Genomic DNA, 26815 nt, shown 5'->3' on the forward strand with positions numbered 1-26815 from the left:
TTAAAGAATATGAAATTTATAAAAATAGTAACATTTGATTTTATGAACATTGTTAGAAATCCAATGCTGTTAATTGTAAATACGTTATTTCCATTAATACTCATTGGGGTCATGGGTTTTGTAATGAGTAGTGTCTTTGGTGGTGAAGGAAGTATGAGTTTTTATGACTATTATGGCATAAAGATGATTATTTTTACTGCATTATTAATTGCAATGACAGCTAGTAACACATTTATGGAGGAAAAAGTTAAAGCGGGAAACACCCGTATAATATATGCTCCAGTTTCAAAAACATCAATATATTTATCTAAGTTAATATCTACTTATATTTTAGGCACAATTTCATATAGTATTTTAATATTTATATTACAATACTTATTTCATCTAAACTTTGGGGGGAGGAATATTCTTTATATTATTTTATTGATTAATATATTGTGTTTATTTGGTTGTAGTTTAGGCACGCTGTTTTGCTGTATTTTCAAAAGTGAAGAAGGTGCAAATAGTACAATGCAAATTCCATTATTATTCTTTTTATTTTTTGGAGGAGTAATTTTTGGTGTTCATAGGCTTGGAAAATTCGTAGCTGCATTAACTAATTTATCGCCAATAAAATGGGTTAATGAATGTGCTATTCGTATAATGTATGATAATGACTTCAGCATATACCGTCCGGTTCTTGCATTTCTGTTAATTACTTCAATCATTTGTATAATAGCATGTCAAATTATTTTCAAACCGGAGGAATATGTATAATGAATATAATTAATTTATTTAAAAACAAGCTAGATAGAGTTTTAACTAAAAAGCCTATAATAATAGTTGCTATGATAGTTATACCTATTATGATTGGAATCGCTATATTATTCTCAAGCAAACCAGCCTCAAAGGAGACTATTGCTTTTCTTTCAAGTAATGCACAAAACCTCCCACAATCTAGTCAATTTACCGTTGAAGTAGTCGATAAAAAACCAACACAAGGTGATCTTGTTTTAGGTAAATATGTTGCCATTGTTGAAGATAAAAATGATGGAAACTATAAGGTAACATCATTTAAAAGTGAAAATGATATAAAAGTAATAGAAGATTTCTTTAAATCTGGTAAAATCCCAGAAAGTTATAAAGGGGAAGATCAAATAATGGCTGAAAGAGGTGTTGGAACCAACATTTTAGGATTTATTTTAATGATCCTTTTAATGCAAGGGGTTGCTCTAACAATATTTTTTGAAGAAGATAGAAATATAAAAACTTTTAGAAGAATATTGATAGCACCGGTAAGCGAAAAAGAATATCTTTTTTCACAAGGAATGTTTACATTTCTATGTTTGTTTATACCATCATATTTAGCAGTTACTATAATAACTGTGTGTTTTAAAATAAATATCGGTTTCAGTTTTGGAATGTTAGCACTATTGATTATGCTTCTTTGTGCTTTAGCAACTACATTTGGCTTATTTATGACAGCAGTCTTGGATAGTGAAATTTCTTTAGTAGCAAGTGGAATTTCTATGATAACCTGTGTTGTTGGAGGATGTTTCATTTCATTTACAGATAATAATAAAGTTCTTGATGCAATTTGCAGTATTTTTCCACAAAAGCATTATATCACAATGATTCATGGCATAGAAAAAGGTAGTGGAATTTTAGAATTTAAAGGGCAATTTATATATTTACTTATTTGGATTGTTGGACTTTGGTTATTTGGAAGTTTTATTACTAATAGGAAAATGAAGAAAGGGATTTATTAACTAATATTTATATAAAAATGGATTGTTGTACCTACAAATAAAGAATACAAAATAATTCGCTCAAAGCTAAGAATTGATAACGCCTCATTGAGGTTTGTGCCTTGAGTGAGCGAAAGGAATTGTTATAAAAATGAAAATCAAAAAACTATTAATGGACAATCAAGGAACAATGTCACTTGCTATTCAGAGGGATGATAATTGGATCGTTTTAAGGCAAGCAGTAAAAGAAATTAAAAAGAATCATTTATTAGCTTTTTGCGATGATTTGATTTATTTTTTGCAATATCGTGAAACACATATGGATGAAATAGATGAAGTAATTTTCTCTGCTTCAAGCAAATCATTTGTAAGGTCAGACATGACTGAAGTTATGGTCTTCAAGCCAATTCTATATCGTGATTTTATGCTGAGCGAACGTCATGTGATTAATAATGGTCGAGGAATGGTCAAGAATTGCATGGCATCGGCTTATCCGATCTTAAAAGCATATGAATTCATTACACGACATACATTTCCTCCAATTAAGCCGAAAAAGGCATATTATGAGAATCCGGTCTATTATAAGGGAAATCATCTGTCCTTTGTTGGGAGCGGAAGCGAAGTTAGTTATCCTGACTACGCAACGGTATTGGATTATGAACTTGAACTTGGCATGATTATTACAAAGGAAATCAGGAATGCGGATGAGAAAACTGCGCTTGATTCCATCGGTGCATTTTGTGTATTTAATGATTTCAGTGCAAGAAATGTTCAGATACCGGAAATGAGACAAACAGGCTTTGGTCCGTGCAAGGCAAAAGATTTTGCCAGTTCAATCTCTAATGTTGCCGTAACACCAGATGAAATATTACCGTATATTGAAACGCTTAAAACAAGAGTTATCATTAATAATAAGATAGTTGCAACTAGTCAGATGAACGAGTTTATTTTTCCTCTTGGACAGGCAGTTGCCTATGCATCTAAGGGTGAAACAGTATACGCTGGTGAATTTATGGGATCTGGAACAATAGCGAATTGCAGCGGTTTAGAAAATGGATACTTGCTTAAAAATGGAGATATAATTAGATTGGAGATTGACAGGATTGGATTTGTAGAAAATGTGATAAAAAGTAAAGTGAAATCTTGACATTACTAACATTGGTGAAGGAAGTATTAGTGTCATTTAATGAAAAGTAAGCATTAATAATTGATTATCGTAATTTAAATTAATAATATTTTTAACAAATTTCATGTTAGTAATTAAGTAAATAAATCATTAGAATGCTATAGAATATTTAGGGGTATGACCAACATTAGGCTAATAATGAGACGGTGAGATTAGGTATGGTGCATAAAATTTGTTCTTTGATAATTTAACATTACGGTATTTACAAAATATTATATTAGGATTAACTGCAAGATAATTAGTAAAAATAGTGTTTTTTGAAAATTGAACAATATGATACTTGTAATATATGTTATAATTGGGAATATACTTGTTGGAATTGGGTTACAAGAATATTTTTTGAACTACTGGGGGGGATTTGTATGCAAATTAATTCTACAGCAATTAATTTTATGTCAATACTTATTAAGTTTATTTGTATCGCAGTGGTAGTAGCGATAATGATAGCAATGATTAAAGGTGTAAAAGAGCTTCGGAAATCTATAAGCAGAAATAAACAAATGGATAAAGAGCTAGGTCATATTTTAAATGAAGTAGATAAAGAAAAGAATGGGAATATAATTATTAAGATTATAACAATAATTATTAATATGATATTTTGTTTTATATTTCCATTAAGTTTGCTTGGAGCAATGGTTTCGCCTATGGCATTTGATTCACCAGGTTCGACGGAAAGCATATATACATGGATATTTTTCCTATCCACTTTCTCACTTCCAGTAGTCATATTAATATCAGTAATAATATCATTCTTTCTTTTATTCAAATCAAAATTATATAATAAAGCAATTATAGTTAGTTTAGTACCAATAATTTATTTTGCTGCTATCTTTCTTCTTTTTAACACATAAAATTTTTTATTAAATTCTTTTTATATTGTAAATTTGTATAAATTGACGCAATATAAGAAATTGTTATGGAGAAAATATATGAAAAAGAAAAATATTCAAAGAGTAAGTGTTTTAATTATATTAGCTCTTACTATATTTTTATTTAGGCCTGCATATACACCAAGCATAAATGGAAGTGAAAGTATTAGTAAATTGGTTAGTATTAGAGTTGGAGGTCAAAATCAAACACTATTAATAAGAGGAAAGGATAAAGACAAGCCTATTGTTTTATTTTTACATGGTGGTCCAGGATTAGCGCAAATATGTTATGCGAGAAAGTATCAGTCAAAGCTAGAAGATGACTTTGTGGTTGTGAATTGGGATCAGAGAGGGTCTGGAAAGTCATATTCTTTTTTTATGGATAAAGACAGTCTCACAAAAAATCAAATAGTGGAAGATGCGGAAGAAATAATTGAATATTTATGTACGACCTATGGAAAAGAAAAGATAATTCTGGTAGGACATTCTTGGGGGACTGAACTTGGAATGGATATAATAAAGAAAGATTCTTCTAGAATCTCATCATATATTGGGGTTGGACAAGTAGTTGATCATGCAGAAGGGGAGCGTATATCATATGAATATGCTATGGATTTAGCAAAACAGAATCAAGATAATAGTGCATTAAATGATTTGAAAAATATGGGGAGTCCGCCATATAAAGATGTTATAAATTCCACATTAAAACAGGAAAATATTATAAATAAATACTCAACCTTTAAACATAATGTTAATGTGACAAATGATGTAATTAAAGGATCATTACTTTCACCTGAATCAAATGGATTAGATGCCATAAAATATGCCCTTGGAAATAAGCTTTCAGCAGAAAAACTATGGGGAACAAATAATGAATTTAATTTATTTGACGAAGCACAGAAAGTGGATATTCCAGTATATTTTTGTGCTGGAAGATATGATTACACTACCCCATCAGTTTTAGTGAAAAAATATTATGAAACTCTAGAAGCTCCGCATAAAGAATTTATTTGGTTTGAGAATTCAGCGCATTTTCCCCAGTATACTGAAAACGATAAGTTCTGTGATTTGTTGTTGAATATTTCAAATAAGAATACAGAAAACAGTTAATTTATAATAAAATTTTATGAGAAACTTACCATTATTCATAATTAATATAATATATATAACATGCAGATTTGGTTTAGTAGACAATATAAGTTCTGATCTTTGAAAGTCTAAATAATATTGTATTTACAATTTATATTATATTAGATTACATATTAACGTAATTGAGGTGAAATTTATGTTCAAATGCCCGCATTGTAAATTTAAAACTATTACTTTATCGAAAAAAGTTGGTGGTGACTCTCGTTTCTCAACACGTGTCACATGTCCACATTGTTTTCGTAAAAGTAAACTGCCATGGTGGAGCTTCTTTGTGCAAATGATATTTTTTGTTTCTGGCATATATATTCTCAAAAATAACAAATTCATTTCAATAAATGCTTTGGTGATTATGAGTTACTCAATAATTACTGTTGTCACGATACCTGCATTAATTCCATTGAAGAAATTAAAATAATTAAATAAATTTTAGTGTTATAACCATGCTAATAATAAAAAGTTACTTAAAAATTGTTGCAATTGTAAATTTTAAATTGCTAATCATAAGGGGGATGGGGTAAAAAATGAATCGAAGAAGTATAGAAAAATTAATTGTCAAGGGATTGATATTAGTTGGCGTTTTAGCAATGTTTCCAATGGGCGCAGATGCTGAATGGAAAAAAGATAATAATGGATGGTGGTATACAGAAGGAAGCTCATGGTCAAGTGGCTGGAAGTTTATTGATAATAACTGGTACTATTTTGATAGCAATGGATATATGAAAACAGGATGGATAAAAGATAAAAACGATTGGTATTATTTATATGATAATGGAGTAATGGCTAAAAATACTAGTATTGGTGGTTATGAATTAAATGCTGATGGAGCATGGGTCCAAATGAAAGAAAACAATTCATCAAACAATACTGTAAATTCAACAGATGTTAACAATAACAATATTACTGAAAATATTGACCAAGCTGTAAGTAAAGCCATAAAAAGTAGAGGGACAAATTATCTAAGTGGAGAAGTGGTTACAGAAGGGCACATAGTTTTAGATGTTGAAGAAAAAGATAATATCGTGAAAGTTTACACTATTTCAAGTTTGGGTTATTTTGGCTTTGAAAATGGGATTTTCACAGAAATCAGTGGAAGTGGAGCTATTCCTACGGTAATGACATTTTCTAAAAATTCAAATGGTGGTTATTCATTAATCGAATATAAAGAACCTGAAGATGGAGAAGAATGTGAAAATTCTATAAAACAGATGTTTCCAGAGAAGCTATGGGACAAGGTTTTAAAAGGTCAGGAAAGCTATTTGCAGCTTGCAGAATCAAAAGAGAATGAGGCTAAAGAATACTTAAAACAAATTGGTAGAACTGCTGCAGTAAGCTCAAAATATGTTGAGAAAAAACGTCCTAATATTAATGTTTCAGCAGAAAATAAATTATTTATATACTTGGGGAAGCATGATTTATTTATAAATGACTGTCCTTATTGGCTAGGAACAAAAGAGCGTGTGGAAAATGGAATAAGGCTAATTTATGAAACATCTCAAAGTAAAAGCGCTGATGGATATGATGTGATCACTTTTAAAGAAACGAAATCAGATGGAACAGTTGTTGAAGAACGCAGTTACAAAATAGTAGGAGATGAACCAGAGCTTCAGTAGAAATTGAAGGATTCTCTAGCAAATGGTAAACTTATACCACTATATTATAATCTTTCAAATAAAATTAAACATGGATTTTACAGAAATATTTTATAACTTATTTGTTATAGTAAATTTATAGTCTTAATATAGAGTTGGGGGTATTATATGAGTAAAACATTACTCTTTACCAAAGTTATTTATTCAATATTTTTTATATGTACAATAATTACATGTATCATTGTTTATGGCAACATAGATAATAGTATGGCTTTAAAATTTGTGATTGGCTATGCTGTGTTTGCTCTATTTATGTTATTGTATGTGCCTATAATTACTTTATTTAATGCGAGAAAATTGAAATGGGATTATCTTAGAAAAGTATTAAGTAAATTTGCTATTAAGTTTGTAATATTTTTTGCACTTAATTGCGTTTTTGATTACATCTTTAAAAGTCCTAATATAGATATAATTAAGGCTGCTTCTCATGCCTTGAGTTTATCCTTTGGCTTGGCTTTTTTAGATGTTACATTTTTAGATAGAAGAAAAAAATAATATGAATTTTTCTGTTTCGATTGCTAAACATACCCCTGATTGCATTAAAGATAATTGTCCTGAGAAACTGCTAAAATATAATCCCTAATGTATTTATTGCATATATATTGCAAAAATAATTCTTCATCATAATTCTAAAAATATTGAAAGAATTTTAGCCGTAATTGTGAAATGTGCATTGTGAATCGCAACATATATATATATATAAATTTAATGAGCTATTATCGGACTCATTAATCTTTTGAAAAATGTTTATGGGAAAGTTGTTTGCTTCTCCGCAATGCTTTGGGAGAAACAAACATTTCCTTCAAGAATAAGGTACTGGGCTGTTTTAAAAGTGGCTAGAAGTTTTGCCGTGCCTGGATGGTAGGGGGATTTTCTTCTACTTTACAACAATCAGTTTAGTTTTTGCCCTATTTCCTCAGCTTGATTTAACATTTCTTGTTGACTAAGGATATCATCCTTACTGTGCAAGTTTCCTGCGATGATATTACCTGCATTCACCATTTGACTATAGTCGCCAAAAATTTGATTAAGATATTCTGTAACATTTTTAAATGCTTCAGCAGGTGCACCGCTACATGTAACAGTTATATACTTTTTCCCTGGTAAAAGTCTTGTGGTATGATTGGATTCCACAAAAAACGTAAATAGTCTATCTAGGAAATTTTTTGTATAACCGCTCACGTGCACCATATAGACTGGTGTTCCAACTATAATGCAATCAGCATCAGCTATCTTAGGTAAAAGTTCAGTCATCTTGTCGTTAATAGAACAATATTCTACCTTATTTGCTTGACATAAACCACAAGCCCTGCAGCCTTTATTATCAAGTTCTGCTAAATTATAAGTTTCAACTTCATGTCCATTTTTCTTAATGCCGGAACAAATGGCATCAACTATTTTTGAAGTATTTCCGTCCTTTCTTGCGCTGCCTACAAAAGCTATAACTTTCATTTTTATTACCTCCTAATATCAATTCAAAATTAAAAGAGTATTCGAACCAGCATGACATTCCAAGATGATAGGCTAGTACCGGTTCAAAGACTAAATTAATTATAAATGTTACATAACAAGAATATTTGCCTTTTTCAATTATCTTTTTGCCTTATTCTCCAGATCTTTATTATTTCTCAGCCACATTAGAAAACTGAGGGTGTTAAACCAACAGAATATTCTTCATTAATATAAGGAAAGCCCGCAAGCTCATAGGCAGCAGGCATGATAGAGCAGTGATTGGAGTCTCTTTTTTGTGGATCAAAAATCATATCAATTACTATAAACTCAAAGCTATATTTTAGATTAATATGTTTTTTAGGGTTGTCTATATAATTTGCCTATATCTTTTCTAGGGGGAGCTCCATAAGAAGCTCTGTAATCCCGGCTAAATTGAGAATTACTAACATAACCTACCATTCTGCTGGCAGTGGTCGCATCCATGTGTTGTGACAGCATTAGATTCCTTGCTTCATGTAGACGCAGAGCTTTTTGATATTGCATAGGGGACATCGAAGTGACCGCTTTAAAATGATTATAGAAAGAGGATTCACTCATATGTGTCAGTTTGGCTAAGTCTGAAACTTTAACTGCCTGAGAAAAATTTTTACGAAGCCAAGCTATTGCATCTGACACTTGATGTACTCCTGAGTCTGCAAATCCCATGGCCGCAACATTAACTCCAGCGGAACTGCGAAGTAGGCGAATTAGAATTTCGTCCATAATCAGTGGTGCAATGAATTCTACATCTCCTGGTTTTTGCAAGCACTCTAAAAGCCTTATCATTGCATCAATAATGTTTATATCTGCATTCATAACATGTCCAGCGCGCCACTGTTTTATTTCAGGCAGACCATGAGAATAAACTTTTGGAACAATCTCAGCAATCCGCTCGGGATTAAGATCCAGCCTTATAATAAGGAGAGGTTCAGATTTAGTTGCCTTCATAGTTTGCAGAGAAATTGGCAGGGTGATTGGATTCATTAACATTTGTGATTTATCAAGCTTGTATGTCTCGTGACCTATTGAGATAGACCTTGCTCCTTTGGCAACAATACTTAAAGAAGGTAAATAGAAAGTCTTTGGACAATCTATCTCTGTTCCTGAATAACGAATGATAGACAGACCAGAGATGGGCAGAGTTAAAACACCATCCTGTGGAGCACAGGTATATAGCAGGTGTGCTAATCGAGTCATTTTTGTTTGGAGTAATCTTTCAATGTTATCTGATTCTGGAATGACATACTCACTATATATATTCATGATTTGAAAACGCTCCTTATTATATAAATTTTATTATTATATTAATAATTTAGATATAAAAATTTAGTTATCTATTTTAATATAATAGCAGTTAATCATTGAAATTTATATAGAATATGTGAGATATCTTCGAAATGAAAAGTATCGAAGGAACCAGTCAGATTTATTTATACTGAAAGTATACGTATCGGCTAAAACGTATGCTTTCAGTTTACATTTAGTAAAATATTGATTTGTGCTTAATTTAACGATTGGGGATTAGTTTGATAGAGATTGTAAAACTGTGTAGATATTACTGTAAACAGGAATGAATACCGTAAAAGTATGATCATTCCACTAATTCGGATAATTTATTAATGTTTTTATGCAATATCTTTACATTTGCAAAAACAAATACAATTCCTATAATTACCCAAATAGAAATTTCAATAGCGGAGCACCCCAAGATATTTTGGGCAAGTTTTAAAATATAGCAACATGGAACAACTGTTAGCCATGCTGTTATTTCACCAGGGACATAATGACGGTAGGATAATGGTAATAATATAATATGGAATAAGATCAGATGAACGATATTTGCTACAAGTAAACCGTACCACAAACCATAAAATCCACTAATGTTGCCAATCATAGTAGCTATAATCCACAAAATCAATTCTTCAAATACACCTATTGCGAATCCAGCTGTATTTTTTGTGCCTCCAAATGGAGTTATAGCTAGAGGTATATATTGTTTTAAATCCTTTTTACACCAGTGCTTTGCCATAATAATCTCTTCCATATCGTGTACAATAAATAATAACGGAAAAATCCATACAAACCATTTTAATTCATTCATTTTTCATTCCCCCTTTGTTATTTATTTTACTCATTTACTTTAATGCTTCAAACATCAATATCTAAGTGTTTATGTATTTAAACTACAAAAAGTATATAAAGTGTTGTTTATATATATATACTTCTTTAAAATAATGGTATGGAGGAACTGCATATGAATGAAAATGATTTGCGTGTTATAAAGACAAAAAGAAACATAGAAGAATCTTTTATTTATTTACTTGGGGAAAAAGATTTTTACAAAATAACAGTACAAGATATATTGGACAGGGCTTTAATTAATCGCTCTACATTTTACAAGCATTATACAGATAAATACAAACTAGCTGAAACTCTTTGCAATGAAATATTTAACTTACTAAAAACTGGTGTAAAAGATAGATTTGACTGTTCTAATGTAGATGATGCAATTATGGTTATAAAACCTTTATATCATATATTATCTGTTAAACGAGAAGAAATTTTAGCTCTTTTTACCATTCATACAGATACGATTCATCTATATGATGATATGTCCGATTTTTTAAAGAGAAGTTTTTATGACCAGTATGAAACAAAAAATAAAAAGTCACCTGAAATTTTAGATTATGTATCAGATTTATATGCAGCACTTGTTATGACTGCAATTAAGTGGTGCCTACAAAATGATGGATATGAAGAATTGACTAATCATACTCAGCTTGTTTTAAAACTAGCAGAAGTGTTTGACTATCCGTGTGAATGAGTAGTGATATCTAAAAAAGCAGACAATCTATAAAAGTAGATAAGTTAAATAAATTTAAACAAAGATGGTAGCAACTAAATGTGAGTAGTGGCTACTTTTTTTTCGTCACAAGCACTTCTAACTGTCTAGTCATATCATATCCATATTAAAATTTTTAATAAACCGTTGTGATAAATAGCAAAACAGTATATAATAAGGAACGGTTGATAAAATTTATCAATTGATATGAAATATCAATTTATACAAAGTATTATAGAGTTATAAAAGGAGATTTTTATGGATAGATTTTATGAAATGGAAAGCTTTTGCATGGGAACAATAATAAGTCAGAAGGTTTACGGAGAAAATGCAAAAATAGCAGCAATTGAAGTTGAGGATGAAATGAAAAGATTAGAGAGACTTATGAGTTTCTTTTTAGAATCTAGCGAAGTGAGTAAGTTAAATAGAGCTGCTGGTCAATATGAAGTTAAGCTTAGTGATGAAGTTTTATTTGTATTAAATAAAGCGAAATATTATTCAGAGATTTGTAAATGGAGCTTTGATATTACTATAGCTCCACTTGCTAGATTGTGGGGAATCTTTACTAGTAGTGAAAAAATTCCTTTACAAGAAGAAGTTAATGAAGCTTTAAAACTTATTGGACATAATTACCTAAGTATAAATAATGAGTTGAAGACATCAAAACTTGAAAAATCAGGGCAATGCGTGGATTTGGGGGCTATTGCAAAAGGTTATGCTGCTGACAGAGCAATTGAAATATATAAACAACATAAAATAGAATCGGCTTTTGTAAATCTTGGAGGCAACGTAGCAGTTCTTGGGAACAAGCCAAATGGAGATTCCTTTAGAGTTGGTATTCAAAACCCATTACTTCAAAGGGGGCAATGTTTAGGAGCAGTGAATGCAGCTAATAAAACAGTTGTTACGTCTGGAGACTACGTAAGATATTTTGAAAAAGATAATAAAAAATATCACCATATTTTAGATCCTAGAACAGGTTATCCTGCTGAGTCTTCTTTAATTAGTACAACTATAGTATCAAAGGAGTCTATAGTTGCAGATGCACTGTCCACAGCTATATTTATATTAGGACTTGAGGCTGGAATTAAGTTAATTGATAGACAAGAAGATATGGAGGCTATATTTATAACTAAAGATAAAGAAATATATGTTACAAAAGGTTTAAAGGAAGATTTTACTTTCTTTAAAACTGATGGATTTACATTAGTGTAATCATAGAAGTTTCAGACCTATTATTAATTTTTATATGTCTAAAAGGAAATTTACGATTGAAATAAGTTGGAATAAAAACTTTGGAGTGCAGTTAATTTTTAAATTTAACTGCTGATAATCTTTTATGAAATATTTAATGCAACTTATATAATTGTATTTTTGTATTGGAGAGTCAGCTAAGAGGCTCAACAAGTTTTTGAGAAAAAAAGATATTGAAAATCATTATCAGTTATGGTATTGTTTTGTAGTAAAGTTTTTATATCTTAATCTTATGAATAATTTACATAAAATTTTTATATTAAGACGAAAAGATAAAAAAGTTTTAAGGTCGTTATTTTCATACATTACTTTTAAGTAAATCAATGAAATTGATAGCTTAAACACATATTTTATTATTTAGGAGGTCATTTATGCTTAGTAAGAAAAGCAAATTATTAATATCATTATTGGTTGTGGGGAGTAGCGTGTTTACAGGCTGTGCAAATTTCAATTCAGCCGAAAAATCATCAACTGTAAAACCAACTTTTGCAGCTTGGGAGAAAAAAGAAAATGTTTGGCCAGAGTGGGCAGAGCCAAGTACAGTAGATATAGATGAGGATGTGAAATATGCAACTTTCCAATTAAGATCTTCCATTGATCTTGGAAGTGCTCACGATAATATTAAACAGCTACGTTATTTAATTGAAAATACAAAGCCATCAGAAGAGACTCCTTCATATTACTATTGGATGTATAACCTTGGGGATAGTCTTTTAAAAGTAGGTGAATATAAGTTAGCATACAACTATTTAACAAAAGTGATAGACTTACCAGCTGATACAGTTGTTAGTGAAACTAGAAAAGACGGTAAGATAGTAAAAAATACAAAGAAAGACTTAAATTTAGATAGTAATGCAAAAATTATGATTTTAAAGATATTAGCAGTTGAAGGATATGATGAAGAATTTAAAGCTAAGAATAAAGATATTGAATATGATAGCCCAACTGATGCCTCAACAATAGCATTTGCACTTGGAACTTTAGGTAATAAAGAAGAAGCATATAAGACCTTTGAATTTGCATCAAATCCAGATAACTTTAAGGAAAAGAGCAAATTAAAGACTGCAACTTCAAATGTAGGTTCGGCAGCTTATGCTTTTTCAAATGGGGATTATGATAAAGTCTTGCAACTAACAGATAAAATAAGTAAGGAAGGTGTTGATAGCAAAAATCCAGCATATTTTGAAGGTTTTGAAGATAATAACGAGTATGCAATGAGACAATGGAAAGCATCTTTTGCTCAAATTCAAGCTTATAGAGAATTAGCAGAGAAAGCTAAAAGTGGACAAGTAGCTGATTTAAAAGATCTTAAGGACGGAGAATATGAGGGCAGTTCAATTAGTTTTATGCAAAGTCCTGTAAATGTTAAAGTCACAGTTAAAGATGGCAAAGTATCAAATGTAAAAGCTAATCAAGCAACTCCTCAAGATGATAGATCTAATGGAGCTTTTGATATTATTGCAGATAGAATTGTGGAAAAACAATCTACAGATGTTGATACTATTTCTGGTGCTACTTTATCAAGTGAAGCTGTTAGAATTGGTACTTTAGAAGCATTATTAAAAGCTAAATAATTAGAAAGTTGGAGAAATAACTTGAAAATAAATGTAAAAAAAATCGGAATAAGAAAGATAATTCAATTAATAGCAGCACTCCCATTAACTATAATGCTTATAAATAATTTTAGCTATAGTGCCACTATATTAGTGATAATAGCGGCAATTTGTGGCTCCTTTTATTGCGGATATTTGTGTCCTTTTGGTTTACTACAAGAGTTATCTTCTGCAGTAGGAAAGAAGCTCAAAATAAAAAAGAAAACAATCCCAGATAAACTTGATAAGATATTGAGATTGCTTAGATATGTACTATTTATTTTAGTAACTTTTTTCTCTATAGGTTTTATAAGTTCTTTATTAAAATTTGATGCGAGATCTAATTTGTTTTTAATTCTAACAGGTAAACCAGCTAAAATTATTATGTTTGTAAGTATTTTAGGATTTGCCGCTTTATCTTTATTTTATAATAAAATTTTCTGTAAATATTTTTGTATTCAAGGAGCAAAATATGGACTAGCTAGTTCTTTGAGGTTGTTTACAATAAAAAGAGATACAAACTCCTGCATTAATTGTAAGCGCTGCGATAAAGCATGTGATATGAATATTAAAATATCTACCTGCAATAAGACAGTTAACTCGCTTAATTGCATAAACTGCTTTGAATGTATTAAAAATTGTCCTAAAAAAAATACCCTTACATATGGGATGGTTGAAGGTAAAACACGTAATATAAAAATTGCCTGCTCTCTGGGTGTATTAGTGGTGTTTTTTTGTATAAATCAATACAGGCAGCAGACTAACATAAAATCAGAAGAAGCAGTAGTAAAAGAAGAAACAACTGCGCCAAAAAAAGGAGAAGCTGATAATTCTGTATATTATGTTGGTAACAGCGCTGGGTATAAGGGCAATATAAAAGTTAGGGTAGGAGTTAGTGATGGCAAGATTACTAAAGTATCTGTACTAGAGCAGCAGGATGACTGGGATTATTACAGTAAAGCCAAAAAGGGTGTAATAAATGAAATTTTAGAAAAACAATCTACAGATGTTGATGTTGTTTCAGGTGCTACATATTCATCTAAAGGTATAATTGGTGCAGTAAAAGATGCTCTTGAAAATAAAGTAGTAGCTGAATAATTTCTTATAAGTTAATAAAAAGATCATATTCTTATGTTTAGAAGATCAATAATTAGATAGAATGTGGTAATGAATAAGATATCTAAATTAGCGCTGGCAATAAGCAGTAAAAGCTTTTGCCAGCGTTATAATTTTATTTTACTATAATAATTTTTATTTATTTGATAGAAATGAAATGTAATACTCGTATATAGTTAATGAAGAGCTCTTCAGGAGGTATTATACATGAAGATAAATGAAGATAATTATGTTAAAGAATTAAAAAATAAAAATCAAAAAGCTCTAGGCTTTATATATTCTAAGTATTCAGGTTTAGTTTATAAAGTTGTTTATGACATATTAAACGGCACAGCTGCTAAAGAGGATATTGAAGAATGTGTAAGTGATATTTTTATAGAAGTTTGGAATAATGCTATAAAATATAATGAAAACATAACAAGTTTTAAAAATTGGATAGTAGCGGTATCGAAATACGAGGCTATAGATTATTTTAGAAAATTAAGGAGAAAGTACGAAACTGTTGAACTTAATGAAGATGTGATAATTTCAAGTGACAATATAGAAAGTAAAATTATTCAAAATAACAATGTAAAAACTGTTTATGAAATTATAAGTAACATGAGTGATGTGGACAAGAAAATATTCATTAAGCGATATTTTTTAGATGAGAGTATTATAAATATTTCAAATCATTTAAAATTGCCAAGAAGTGTTATAGATAATAGGTTATCTCGAGGCAGAAGAATCATAAAAAATAAATGGAATGAGATAATGGGGAGGTAGTTAAATGAAAAATACAGATATTAATAAAGATGATATCTTTGAATTACTAAACTATGCTGAAATAGATAATAATTATAATGAAGATTTTCAATTAGATAAACTGACTTACAAACGAATTGAAAAGAAAATGAAAAAGAAATTATATGCTAAGAGGAGAAAGTTGAAATATTTCGTCTCGGCAATGATGTTTATGTGTTTAGTTATAGCTACTGTTAATAATATAGCTTTTGCTAATGGAATAGGTGCTCGGATATTTGAAAAATTGATGATTTTACGTAGCGGAAATTATGTGGATTTAGATAAATATACTCAAAATGTATATTCATATGCAGATGATCAAGGAGTTAGATTTGCGGTAAATAAAGTGATTTCTGATGATAATAACATCATGCTTTCATATATTGTAATTGGCGACAAGAACAGAGAAGAGGCCAAAGGAATAGTTAGTGCAAATTTTAAAATTAATGGGGAAGATATCGAACAGAATCAAATTAGTAGCGGTGGAAGTGATGAAATACTTGGGCAAGGTGTTTTTGAGTTAAAAGCAGAAAATGGAAACTTTTTAGATTCGTTTGAGCTTAATGTAGATGTAGTTTCAATAGGTGATTTGAAAGGAAGTTGGAAATTAAATTTAATTATAGATAAAAAGCAGGCTTCGAAAGATACAAAAGAATATAATATAAATAAAGATATGGATATTGGTGAAGATAAGATTAATATCAAAAAAATAATTACATCCCCATTATCAACAGATATTGAAATAACTGACACATTAGATGGAAAGTATAGATATTTCATATTTGATGATAAAGGAAATATAATAAAGTATACAGGCTTAAGCAGTTATAGCAATTCAGAGGTAAGTTATGAGAAATTCAAATATTGTAGTCTAATAAATAAAGAGACTAAAGAACTAACTTTTTTACCTTATGAAGAGGCCAATGAAGTTGGTGATCCATTAACTTATGACATAAGTAGACTTCCGTTAGAAATACCTCAGGGAAACTCAGGAAAACTAGTAATAAATAGATTAGAATGGAACAAGGATAATCTTAATATTTATTATACTGCTGATGGAGAAAGAGAATTAATCCAAGCAGAAAACATGTATTTATTAGACAGTCAAAATAGAAAGGTATTTGGTGAAAGTGTAGGTTTAGATGAATCAAATCAACATGATTTTATGATAAATTTCAAAGGAGTAAACCAAAATACACAATACAAAATATGCATGAGAAAAATCGAAGATATGTATAAGTTGCATGAAAATTATAAATTTACAGTAGATCTGAAATAGATCAGATATTTATAAATTCATTCGCTTCTCGGATAGCAGCAAACAGAACTAGAGACGTAGGATCAGAAGAGCTTAATATAAAAATAATAACTTAGTAATTTATCTAAGTGATTTAGGAGAACTAAGCCAAGGTGTAAATGGAGAAGCTGAGATTACAGAATATAGCATTATTAAACTAAGATGTTTTGAATTAGATTAAAAGTGTAAAGATAAGCAAAAAGGCTCAGGGATTTAACCCTAGAGTCTTTTTGCTTGAGGTTTATAATAATTTAAATTACTGTGTTAAATTTTCTTTTGATAACATATCACCAATTCTAGGTTTGTAAAATAATTCTTCTTAGGCTACTGATGTTTAAAAGAATCTAATAGCATCTCAATTGTGAATTTAATAAATGCTTCCTTGTCTAAACCAAAATAATTTGTGTAGGTATTACCTGATAAAGAAAGCATCTGGAAGAAGCTTGTAGCAACAAAAATTGAGGAAAGGGCAAGTGTAGATATTTCTAAATCAGAACGAATACTTCCATCAGTTTTTCCTTCATGAAACATCTTAATTAGTTCCTCAAACAAGCATTTATCTAAATCAGTAAATTTGTCACGATAAGGAATATTAATCCCTTCAGAATTTGATTTTATAACTCCACACGTATTTGTTAATTGCACCATTTCAGGAGAATTACAAAAATAATTATAATAAGCATAGTAAGATAAACGTATTTTTTCAAAGCCTGTATTCCCTTTTTGGCTTTCACTTTGTATCATCTTAAAAAGATTCTTATGGCCTCGTAATGAAACTGCAAAGAATAGGTCTTCTTTGCAGGTGAAATATCTGTAAATTGTCCTCTTAGTAAACTCACATTCTTTAGCTAGATTATCCATTGACACTTTTTCAAATCCATATTTACAAAATAGATCTTCAGCTACAGATACTATAATATTTTCACGTTCTAATCGTTCTTTTTCTTGTCTTGTTAATTCCTTCAAAAAACATCTCTCCCATCTATTGACAAAGAAATAGGTAAAAAAGTATACTGGTGGTATATTAGTATACTGATAGTATACCAACTTGTATGGATTTTATCAAGCAATCAGAAGCAAATGGAAGGGCAAAATAAAGAAAAGATATCAGATTTAAAAATGTAAAAAGAAAAAATGGTAAGGAGGTTATTAGAATATGAAATCAGTTATAATTTATTATTTTTCAGGAACAGGTAATACGGAACTTGTTGCTAACATGGTTAAAGAAGGATTTATGAATTACAAATACAAAGTTAGTGTAGTGAAAATTGAAGATGTTCTAAAGAAAAATCTTGAAATAGAAGTTGAGAAATATGATTTGGTTGGAATTGGATGTCAAGTTATTGGATTTGGTATGCCTAATATAGTATATAAGTTTATTAATAGTATGCCTAAAGTATTGCACAAAAAGATGTTTATTTTTAGAACAGCAGGTGGTGTGGTACCAATTAATTATAATTCCTCAAGGCCAATAATAAGAAAACTTTCGAAAAAAGGATATGAAGTTTTCTATGAGAGGATATTCTCTATAAGCAGCAATTGGATAGATAAATTTGATGATGCAATTATTAAAAAACTCTATGAGGCAACAACTAAAAAGGTAGATATCATGTGCAAAGAAGTTATTAACGGTGAAAGTCGAATACTTAAAACAGGAATTGGTCTTAAGGCGCTTATGATAGGAGTTATGTCAATAACTCGATGGATATTTCCTTTGCTTGGAAAAGATTTAAGTGCTAACGAATCATGCACTCATTGTGGACTTTGCATAAGCAATTGTCCAACTAGAAATATATATGAGAGTAATGGTAAAATTAGATTTAAGTTTTCTTGCTGCAGTTGCATGCGATGTGTTTACTCTTGTCCTAAAATGGCTATTAACTATAGAGTTTTTACTTTTTTTCGTATATCAGATGGATATAACATAAAAAAAATTCTTGGACAACCACTTAATGAAAGAAAAATAAATAGCAAAAGGGTTCCTCGATTTTACTATAATTATATTAGCAATGACACGATGTAACTTTAATAATTCAAGTGGACATCATCATATAGAGATAGTTAAATTTGATTACAAGTGAATAATAGGATGAAATATACTTTATAATCAGTGTTACATGGTAATAAGCACTGATTCCAAATAGAAACAATCCAGAAGCACTACTGTATTCTAATATTCTTTACCATAAATATGGTGAAGGATATACATTCTAAGCAATATTTATTCTTAAGAATACTAGAATATATATTCTTAAGAATATGCTTAAATAATACGGGGTGAAGGCTATAGAATTAAGAAAACATAGATTTTTATGTTAATTAAAATAGTAAAACAAATCTTAATATCAGCAGAGAAAGGTTTTAATAGAATAATAAATTTATAGAGCGTGTTCTTAAATGATTAAAGTGGAATTAAAGAATTGAGAAGACCTTTATAAAAAAACATATATAGAATAATTTAAAGACATTTTATAAGTAAAATAGAGTAAAAAAAATTATAGATGGATTTATCCATCTATAATTATGGCAAATATAAGAATTGCTGAAAAGTTATATCATTTTTACTAATACTCAAATTTACGAAAACTTAGTTTATTATAGATGTTAAATCCTAGCCATAATACAAAAAGCGTTCCGCCTATAATAATTAGATAAAGTGAATTCTTATAGTTAAAAGTAGCAGTAGAATAATCTAAAGAGGAGTATACTATCCTGCTTGAATAATTTTCAACATACTTATAAATAGATTCCTTATATTCATATTGTACAGCCCATTTCTTATTGGTTGCTACAACTGTTGAGCGGGGAAGTTAATTGCTGCGCATCATTAGGATATATTATTTGAGCCATTTTGATATTAAATGGATATCTATAAGTACCATTAATATTTAGAGTACTATCTTTTTCAATTGCTTTCTGTATTTGAGAATTATCTTCAATCTTAAATAAAGCAATGTAATTAATGTAATTATACTTTTGGACTATTTCTTCTATTTTTAACTTATTCTCTTCTGTAATAGTATCGCTGTCTTTAACAATGTCTAATATTCCTTGTGTTAATATCTTTTGCTCTTTTTGAAATTTTAGATCCCTTTGAGACATAAAAATATAAGAAGTTACTCCGATTAACAAGAAAACTATAGCGGAGATTAAAATGAATCAAATAAATTTCTTTTGTTTATGAAATAAATTTAATAATCCAGTGTTGATTATTTTAATTTCACCAAATCTTTCATATGCAATTCTGAGACTTTCTTCTTCAGTTCTACCTTCTTTTTTCAACTCTTTAACCGTTTCAATAAGATGAGCTTTCATTTCTTCCTTAAAGCCGCTTATTTCTTCTAAATTTCCATCAACCCCTTTATAAAGAGAATCTACAAATTGATCAATACTCTTCATCTACTAAATTCCTCCCAAAAATTTATTCATTATATTGTTTAATAAAGACCACTCGTCCTTCTTTTTATGTAAATATTCTTTGCCAATAGGTGTGATTTTGTAGTACTTACGTCTGCCTCCACCACTTTCATTATCATCCCAGTAAGATTCTAAATAACTGTTTTTTTCAAGTCTTTTTAAAGATAAATATAAAGTTCCTTCTTTTATTTCAAAAGTTTGATCACTAATTTCTCTTGCTTTCTTTATCAATTCGTAACCATACATAGGTGTATCATTAAGTAGAGCTATTAAAATGGTATCTATGCATCCTTTCAGGACTTCTTTATCAATCTCCAATATATTCACCTCCTAAACGCACTATAACATTAAATACACTATAACACTGACTACTCTATAATGCAAGGTATGGTGAAAAAAGATTCATATATTTTCATTACTAATAAATTATAGGAGAAGTTTATTAAGAAATCTTCAGGTTTAAATACTGAATTCAAAATGGAGAATGACAATTTTAAAAGAATTTGACTAAATGATAGTTAAGGTTTAATCAAAGATTTATTATATTCTGCGTGAATTCTACGAAAGGTAATGTTAAAAAATGTTATAATAGAAATGAAATTACAGCATGTTTATAAGATCTGCTGTTGGGCGTATATCATGAGCAAAGTATAAATATGACGGAACTGAGAGGGAGTTATGAATAGATTAGAGTTTTTAGGAAGAGGATCAGGTTATCACATTAAAGAAGGAAATACTGCTGCCTATATAAGAAAAAATGAAACATTTTTACTAATAGATTGTGGTGAAACTGTATTTAAAAGGATTTTGGAAAAAGAATTACTTGAAGGAATTAAAGAAATACATGTATTAATCACCCATATGCATTCAGATCATATTGGTTCATTAGGTGGATTTATAGGATTCTGCTATTGGAAATATAAAATAGTGACTAAGGTTTATTTTAATGAAAAAGAAAAAATAAGTATGTTTTTAGAACTTCTCGGATTAAAAGAAGGTGAGAGTTTTATTGTGGATAATGCTGATAATAAGAGAATTGACTCATTGGAATTGAAATTTTCAGCATCGATAACTAAGCATGTCAAGACATTGAATACTTATTCTTACAAAGTGGAGTTTGATAAAGGAAACGATATTTTTTATAGTGGAGATACATATGAGACAAACTTTGATTTAATTCCTTATCTAGAGTCGGGAAATTTAGTTTATCATGATGCATGTCTTAATGAAGAGAATGTACACACTTCATTAAGAGTTTTGGGTAAAAATATTCCTATCAAATATAGAAATCAAGTTTATTGTATTCATATTGATGGAGAAAATTTTATTGAGGAAGCACAGAAACAAGGTTTTAATGTAGTTGACCTAGTATAACCTAGGAAGAGTTATAGGAATTATAAAATATATTTGTATGAACGTACTAATTTTTCAGATGAAGTATGGAGTAAATGGAAATAGTAATTAGAATGGTCAGCATAAATGAAACTCGTGATAATTATGTTGAAAGATAAATGTGATTTATGTATTGATTTTAATGAATTAATGAAGGGATAAATAATGATTCAATCAATTGTACATATTGCTTTAGTAGTGAAAGATTATGATGAAGCAATAGAGTTTTACACAAAAAAACTTCATTTTGAATTAGTAGAAGATACATATCAACCAGAACAACAGAAAAGATGGGTAGTAGTATCTCCGCCAGGTTCAAGTGGAACAACAATACTGCTTGCAAGGGCATCTAAGCCTGAACAAGAGGATTTTATAGGAAACCAAGCAGGGGGAAGAGTTTTTCTTTTCTTAGGAACTGATGATTTTTGGCGTGATTATAATGAAATGAGAGAAATAGGAATAGAATTTGTGAGAGAGCCTAAAGAAACAGGATTATGGAATTGTTGCAGTATTTAAAGATCTATATGGTAACTTGTGGGATCTGGTTGAGTTTAACGAAAATCATCAAATGTTCAAAAGAGTTAAATAAATCACAATTTATCTACTTTAAAAATAAGAAGATTATAAAACAACAGAGTATCGTCTGAGCATACTAATTTTTCAGGTGAAGCGTGGAGTCAATAGAAATAGTAAGTAGAATGGTCAGCCATAAATGAAACTACATGTTAATTAGGCTGAAAGATAAATAGTAATTTGTAGAGGAGAAATTGTATGCTAGGAAGTTTAGGATTTTCATATGTGGGTCTGATATATTTATTAATGTTATTTATTCCTAATATAATTTGGAGTAAGAATCAACCTATAGATTATAACAATGTTCAAGAAAACAAAATTTTATTATCATTTGAGCGAGTAGGTCAAGTTTGTTGTACATGCAGTGTGTTGATTTTTAGTGATTTTAACCTTGCTCCATTCTCAACATGGAGTTTGTGGCTTATAGTATCATTCTTGCTAATGTTATTATATGAGATCTGTTGGATTAGATATTTTATTAATGAGCATACAGAAGAAAGTTTTTATCGTAGTTTTTGTGGAATTCCTGTGCCTCTTGCCAGTTTGCCTGTCACAGCTTTTCTGTTATTGGGTGTTTATGGGAAAGTTATTTGGCTGATCGCGTCTGTTATCATACTTGGCATAGGACATGTAGGTATACATCTTCAACATTTAGGAACAAAAAAATAAGTTGCATTTTGCATCATAACGAAACCTGTGAGAATGTTTATATAAGATTCTTATGGGTTATTTTGAATATATTTTAGAATATACAGGAGCACGCGAAATACACGGAAGTAAGGCAATTAAAAAATCAAGACCAATAGATTTTATTGAAATGCTCAGCTTTAAGAGTAATTGCTCCAATAAAATTATTATAAAAAATTATGCAATTTTAATCTGATTTTAATCTTTCTTATATTTTAGATTAATTTTCTCTAAGTACTATATAAACATGATAAGTCAATACAAAGTTTTGGAGGATGATTAATATGGAAAGAAATGAAATCATTAAAATTTTAATGGAAAAGACTAAAGTAAGTTATGAGGAAGCAGAAGAAGTGTTGCAAGAATGTGACTTTGATCTTTTAGATGCTATAATTTATTTAGAAAGACAAGGAAAAGTTGAAAATAATGGAGCCAATACAATTATAGAAGTGGCTGTAGATAATAATGAAGAAAATAAAAAAGAAAATGAGGAAAATCATAAAAAGAAAAGTGGGGGCATTGGAGAAATTATTGGTAGAATATTTAAGTTTATAGGAAAGGTTATAAGCAAAGGAAATGAAAACTATTTTGAAATGAAAAAGGAAAATAAAAAGCCAATAAGGATATCACTTACGATAGCAGCGTTACTTTTAATAATCGGGTTTTGGCCTGTTTCAGTATTATTATTAGTTGGTTTATTTTTTGGATATAAATATTCAATAGCAGGTCCTGATATTAATACTGATAAGGTTAATGATATTTTGGATAAAGCTTCAGAATCAGCAGATAATATAAAAAGTGATTTTAAAGAAAGCTATAAAGGATAGGAGTAGTCTAATAGTATAGTGCTAGAGGTTTTGAAATTATTCGAAGCCTCTAATTTGGTGTATATAAAAGCATTAGATTAAATGGTATAATTTATGCGATAGCTAGCATCCGTAACACTCCCATTTATTCCAATTGGAGATAACGGCTGCACGCTACTGTACTAGGTGCCCCTTGTGGGTATAAGTTCAACTAAATTCAGCTGGAGTATACTCCGCCTGAAAAGTTTCACTTTATCAGATAGCCATGGATATGGAGGGTTACTATGGAAGATTATAAGCTTGTAGAAAAATTAAAAAACGAAGCTAATATAAGTTATGAAGAAGCCAAAAGTGCGCTAGAAAAGTCAAACTGGGACATTTTAGATGCGTTTGTTTATTTAGAAGACATGGGTAAAGTTCAAAAGCCTTCGGTTAATATCTTTTATACTAATGAATATAAGGAAAATCATAAAAATGGCGTGATAACTAATAATAAGGATCAAGGGAATAATTATAATAATTCAAAAAAGGATAATAGATTTGAAGGGGTTTTTGTAAAAGTATGCAAAATAATAGACATATGCAATAATATTTTCTTTGAGATAAAGAAAGAGAATAAGATATTTCTTAGGATTCCAGTCACAGTGATTATAGTATTATTAATATTTGCGTTTTGGGCAGTTATACCTTTATATATAGTAGGTCTTTTCTTTGATTTTGAGTTTTCAATATCAGGAAATAGGGCAGAAATAAATAAGATTAATCATGTACTTAAGGAAATATCAGAAAATATTAAAAAGATAAAAGGTAAATTAAAGAGAGGATTTAAAAATGGTTAAAATTTTAATTGTTGAGGATGATGAGAAGCTTGCAAGATTTGTAGAGTTAGAATTGTTACATGAAGGATATGAAATCTTAAAGGCGGATAATGGAAGATTAGGCCTTGAAATAGCTGAGAAGGGTGAAGCAGATTTAGTACTTCTTGATATAATGATTCCACAAATAAATGGATTAGAAGTATTACGTAGAATTAGGAAAACTTCAGATTTGCCTGTTATAATGCTTACTGCAAGGGATGCTGTTATGGATAAGGTATCTGGACTTGATGCAGGAGCAGATGATTATATAACAAAACCTTTTGCAATAGAAGAGTTATTAGCAAGAATAAGAACATCTCTTAAAAGAAGAACTGTTATTGAAAAAAGAGATACAGACATAATAAGCTGCAGATTATTGTCTTTAGATAAGATGAGACATAAGGTAATGTATGATAATACAGAAATAGAATTAACAAACAGAGAGTTTACTTTACTAAAAATTTTATTGGAAAATAAGAACATAGTATTAACTAGAGATATACTAATGGAAAAAGTATGTGGCTATGATTATATTGGAGAAACTAATGTAATAGATGTTTATATAAGATTTTTAAGAACCAAAATAGACGATGCATTTAAAACAAAGATAATATCCACGGTACGTGGGGTAGGATACGTTATAAAAGATGAATAAAGTTAGTAAATCAAAAAATGTTACATCTATTGCAATAAAATTGAATTCTATTTTTGTAAGAAAGCTATTTTCAAAGTTTCTTTGGATTGATATATTTTTAATACTCTTTCTTATTGGATATTGGTGTATTGATTTGGAAGTTAATTTCTATGGAGAATTTCTGTTAAATGCCAAAAGAACATTTATCTTTTTTCCCATAGAAAGTTCCACATATACAGTAGTTTTTGATAACGGTAAAACTATGATTAAAGATTCAAGCAGTTATTTATATATAATTCAGAGAGTAGCTCAATCTATAGCTGTTATAGAGGGAATATTCTTATTGAAAGAAATCATCTTTGGAACAATGAAAATTAGAAGGGCGCTAAAACCACTTGATGAAATAGCTCAAACTGCAAGCAGACTTAGTAATATGACCTTTGATGAAGAGAAGTTCCAAAATCTTGAAGAGGCTATCTCTAGAATTAGCCCTGTAACCTCTGATGAAAGAATATATACAGGGGATAGTGAGCTTCATGGATTAGAGGAGGCAATAAATAATCTTTTGGAAAGAATGAGAGATTCTTATAAACAACAAGCAAGGTTTGTTTCTGATGCATCTCATGAACTCAGGACTCCAATTTCAGTAATTCAAGGTTATGCTAATATGCTGGATCGATGGGGAAAAAATGATGAAAGTGTATTAAACGAGTCTATTGAAGCTATCAAAAGTGAATCTGAAAATATGAAAAATCTAGTAGAACAGCTGCTATTTTTAGCTCGAGGGATTAATGGTAAAACACAGATTAACCCTAAAGAGTTTTTACTAAATGATATGATGAATGAAGTACTTGAAGAGTCGAAGATGATAGATGAAAAGCACATATATAAATACTACAGTTCAGAAGAAATAATAGTTCATGGTGATATTGGTTTACTTAAGCAGGCAGCTAGAATATTAATTGAAAATGCAGCTAAGTATACTGAAGAAAATGAAGTTATAATGCTAAAAACAGGAATAAATGAAAAAGGGGAACCTTATTTTTCAATTCAGGATAATGGTATAGGAATGGATGAAAAGGACATACCACATATATTTGAGCGATTCTTTAGAGCTGACACAGCAAGAGTTAGAAAGAACGGTGGTACTGGGTTAGGATTATCTATAGCAAAATGGATTGTTGATGGACATAAAGGATATTTCTCTGTATTAAGTAGAAAAGGCATTGGTACTAGGATAACAATATTTTTACCTAGCAGACCCATAAATTTTTAACTGAAAGTATAAGTGAAGAAGAATACAGAAGAAGATATTTTAAAAATAAATCTATATAATAATATTTAAATTAAAATACCATTAACCATAATATATACGTTGCAAAAATAATTCTTCATCATAATTCTAAAAATATTACACGAATTTTATCCGTAATTGTGAATTGTGAAATGTACATTGTGAATTGCAACATATATATGAAAACAGAACAATTGAAA

General features: G+C 29.6%; 27 protein-coding genes and 1 pseudogene. 21 read left to right on the forward strand and 7 right to left on the reverse strand.

The window, feature by feature from the left end; all coding sequences use genetic code 11:
• Positions 1–9: 9 nt before the first annotated feature.
• The 7 genes from T483_RS0113515 (at position 10) to T483_RS0113545 (ending at position 7075) form a co-directional block, all read left to right on the forward strand.
• Positions 10–756: an ABC transporter permease gene (locus tag T483_RS0113515; protein ID WP_026887339.1), complete on the forward strand. Its 747-nt coding sequence runs from the start codon at positions 10–12 to the stop codon at positions 754–756.
• Entirely contained in the window at positions 756–1748 is a 993-nt protein-coding gene (locus T483_RS0113520; protein ID WP_035790181.1) for an ABC transporter permease, read from the forward strand. The genes T483_RS0113515 and T483_RS0113520 overlap by 1 nt, the downstream gene beginning before the upstream one ends.
• A 403-nt stretch (positions 1749–2151) precedes the next feature.
• On the forward strand, positions 2152–2874 hold the full coding sequence (locus tag T483_RS0113525; protein WP_242841863.1) for a fumarylacetoacetate hydrolase family protein: 723 nt from the start codon (positions 2152–2154) through the stop codon (positions 2872–2874).
• A gap of 401 nt (positions 2875–3275) precedes the next feature.
• A complete protein-coding gene (locus T483_RS0113530; protein ID WP_026887342.1) occupies positions 3276–3764 on the forward strand; it encodes a hypothetical protein in 489 nt (162 codons plus the stop codon).
• 78 nt (positions 3765–3842) lie between these two features.
• Entirely contained in the window at positions 3843–4892 is a 1050-nt protein-coding gene (locus tag T483_RS0113535; RefSeq protein WP_026887343.1) for an alpha/beta fold hydrolase, read from the forward strand.
• Positions 4893–5452: 560 nt separating this feature from the next.
• Positions 5453–6541 (forward strand): cell wall-binding protein, encoded by a 1089-nt coding sequence (locus T483_RS0113540; protein ID WP_026887344.1) that lies wholly within the window; start codon positions 5453–5455, stop codon positions 6539–6541.
• Between the two features lie 147 nt (positions 6542–6688).
• The gene (locus T483_RS0113545) at positions 6689–7075 is read left to right on the forward strand and encodes a hypothetical protein (protein WP_026887345.1); all 387 of its coding nucleotides are present in this window, start codon (positions 6689–6691) and stop codon (positions 7073–7075) included.
• A 396-nt stretch (positions 7076–7471) separates the two neighbouring features.
• Here the strand turns inward: T483_RS0113545 and T483_RS0113550 are convergent, their stop codons facing one another.
• From T483_RS0113550 to T483_RS0113560, 3 genes are all read right to left on the reverse strand, one after another.
• Entirely contained in the window at positions 7472–8032 is a 561-nt protein-coding gene (locus tag T483_RS0113550; RefSeq protein WP_026887346.1) for a flavodoxin family protein, read from the reverse strand.
• A gap of 357 nt (positions 8033–8389) precedes the next feature.
• Entirely contained in the window at positions 8390–9334 is a 945-nt protein-coding gene (locus T483_RS0113555; RefSeq protein WP_026887347.1) for an AraC family transcriptional regulator, read from the reverse strand.
• Between the two features lie 328 nt (positions 9335–9662).
• On the reverse strand, positions 9663–10172 hold the full coding sequence (locus T483_RS0113560) for an HXXEE domain-containing protein (protein WP_026887348.1): 510 nt from the start codon (positions 10170–10172) through the stop codon (positions 9663–9665).
• Positions 10173–10325: 153 nt separating this feature from the next.
• Between T483_RS0113560 and T483_RS0113565 the strand changes: the two genes are divergently transcribed.
• The 6 genes from T483_RS0113565 (at position 10326) to T483_RS0113590 (ending at position 16937) form a co-directional block, all read left to right on the forward strand.
• Positions 10326–10895 (forward strand): TetR/AcrR family transcriptional regulator, encoded by a 570-nt coding sequence (locus tag T483_RS0113565; RefSeq protein WP_026887349.1) that lies wholly within the window; start codon positions 10326–10328, stop codon positions 10893–10895.
• Between the two features lie 276 nt (positions 10896–11171).
• Entirely contained in the window at positions 11172–12128 is a 957-nt protein-coding gene (locus T483_RS0113570; protein ID WP_026887350.1) for an FAD:protein FMN transferase, read from the forward strand.
• A 410-nt stretch (positions 12129–12538) separates the two neighbouring features.
• On the forward strand, positions 12539–13741 hold the full coding sequence (locus tag T483_RS0113575) for an FMN-binding protein (RefSeq protein WP_026887351.1): 1203 nt from the start codon (positions 12539–12541) through the stop codon (positions 13739–13741).
• A gap of 21 nt (positions 13742–13762) precedes the next feature.
• Positions 13763–14857, forward strand: coding sequence for an FMN-binding protein (locus T483_RS0113580; protein ID WP_026887352.1), 1095 nt, complete (start codon positions 13763–13765; stop codon positions 14855–14857).
• A 225-nt stretch (positions 14858–15082) separates the two neighbouring features.
• Positions 15083–15640, forward strand: coding sequence for a sigma-70 family RNA polymerase sigma factor (locus T483_RS0113585; protein WP_026887353.1), 558 nt, complete (start codon positions 15083–15085; stop codon positions 15638–15640).
• Positions 15641–15644: 4 nt separating this feature from the next.
• Positions 15645–16937 (forward strand): DUF4179 domain-containing protein, encoded by a 1293-nt coding sequence (locus T483_RS0113590; RefSeq protein WP_026887354.1) that lies wholly within the window; start codon positions 15645–15647, stop codon positions 16935–16937.
• Positions 16938–17279: 342 nt separating this feature from the next.
• On the opposite strand, the gene T483_RS0113595 is transcribed toward T483_RS0113590, so the two are convergent.
• Positions 17280–17921 (reverse strand): TetR/AcrR family transcriptional regulator, encoded by a 642-nt coding sequence (locus tag T483_RS0113595; protein ID WP_026887355.1) that lies wholly within the window; start codon positions 17919–17921, stop codon positions 17280–17282.
• Positions 17922–18111: 190 nt separating this feature from the next.
• Between T483_RS0113595 and T483_RS0113600 the strand changes: the two genes are divergently transcribed.
• The gene (locus T483_RS0113600) at positions 18112–18978 is read left to right on the forward strand and encodes an EFR1 family ferrodoxin (protein WP_026887356.1); all 867 of its coding nucleotides are present in this window, start codon (positions 18112–18114) and stop codon (positions 18976–18978) included.
• Positions 18979–19733: 755 nt separating this feature from the next.
• On the opposite strand, the gene T483_RS30145 is transcribed toward T483_RS0113600, so the two are convergent.
• Genes T483_RS30145 through T483_RS0113615 form a run of 3 tightly spaced genes read right to left on the reverse strand, consistent with a single transcriptional unit; the run spans position 19734 to position 20690 of the window.
• A complete protein-coding gene (locus T483_RS30145) occupies positions 19734–20057 on the reverse strand; it encodes a hypothetical protein (protein ID WP_026887357.1) in 324 nt (107 codons plus the stop codon).
• A 57-nt stretch (positions 20058–20114) separates the two neighbouring features.
• Complete coding sequence (locus T483_RS29130; RefSeq protein ID WP_051560384.1) at positions 20115–20354, reverse strand: permease prefix domain 1-containing protein; 240 nt, start codon at positions 20352–20354, stop codon at positions 20115–20117.
• A 3-nt stretch (positions 20355–20357) separates the two neighbouring features.
• Entirely contained in the window at positions 20358–20690 is a 333-nt protein-coding gene (locus T483_RS0113615; protein WP_012059745.1) for a PadR family transcriptional regulator, read from the reverse strand.
• Between the two features lie 360 nt (positions 20691–21050).
• Between T483_RS0113615 and T483_RS0113620 the strand changes: the two genes are divergently transcribed.
• The 7 genes and pseudogenes from T483_RS0113620 to T483_RS0113650 all read left to right on the forward strand — a co-directional run bounded on the left by T483_RS0113620 (position 21051) and on the right by T483_RS0113650 (position 26597).
• The gene (locus tag T483_RS0113620) at positions 21051–21746 is read left to right on the forward strand and encodes an MBL fold metallo-hydrolase (RefSeq protein WP_026887358.1); all 696 of its coding nucleotides are present in this window, start codon (positions 21051–21053) and stop codon (positions 21744–21746) included.
• Between the two features lie 183 nt (positions 21747–21929).
• Positions 21930–22353: pseudogene (locus T483_RS29135) on the forward strand (VOC family protein).
• Between the two features lie 182 nt (positions 22354–22535).
• Entirely contained in the window at positions 22536–23006 is a 471-nt protein-coding gene (locus tag T483_RS0113630) for a hypothetical protein (protein WP_026887359.1), read from the forward strand.
• Between the two features lie 302 nt (positions 23007–23308).
• Positions 23309–23851, forward strand: coding sequence for a hypothetical protein (locus T483_RS0113635; RefSeq protein WP_026887360.1), 543 nt, complete (start codon positions 23309–23311; stop codon positions 23849–23851).
• Between the two features lie 263 nt (positions 23852–24114).
• A complete protein-coding gene (locus T483_RS0113640) occupies positions 24115–24669 on the forward strand; it encodes a hypothetical protein (protein ID WP_026887361.1) in 555 nt (184 codons plus the stop codon).
• Positions 24662–25342 carry a response regulator transcription factor gene (locus tag T483_RS0113645; RefSeq protein WP_026887362.1) on the forward strand — a complete coding sequence of 227 codons (681 nt, stop codon included), beginning with the start codon at positions 24662–24664 and terminating at the stop codon, positions 25340–25342. Before T483_RS0113640 ends, T483_RS0113645 begins: the two co-directional genes overlap by 8 nt.
• On the forward strand, positions 25335–26597 hold the full coding sequence (locus tag T483_RS0113650) for a sensor histidine kinase (RefSeq protein ID WP_026887363.1): 1263 nt from the start codon (positions 25335–25337) through the stop codon (positions 26595–26597). Before T483_RS0113645 ends, T483_RS0113650 begins: the two co-directional genes overlap by 8 nt.
• The last annotated feature ends 218 nt before the right edge of the window (positions 26598–26815 follow it).

It is taken from the genome of Clostridium beijerinckii HUN142 (genome assembly GCF_000621745.1).
In the GTDB taxonomy this organism is placed as follows: domain Bacteria; phylum Bacillota; class Clostridia; order Clostridiales; family Clostridiaceae; genus Clostridium; species Clostridium beijerinckii_A.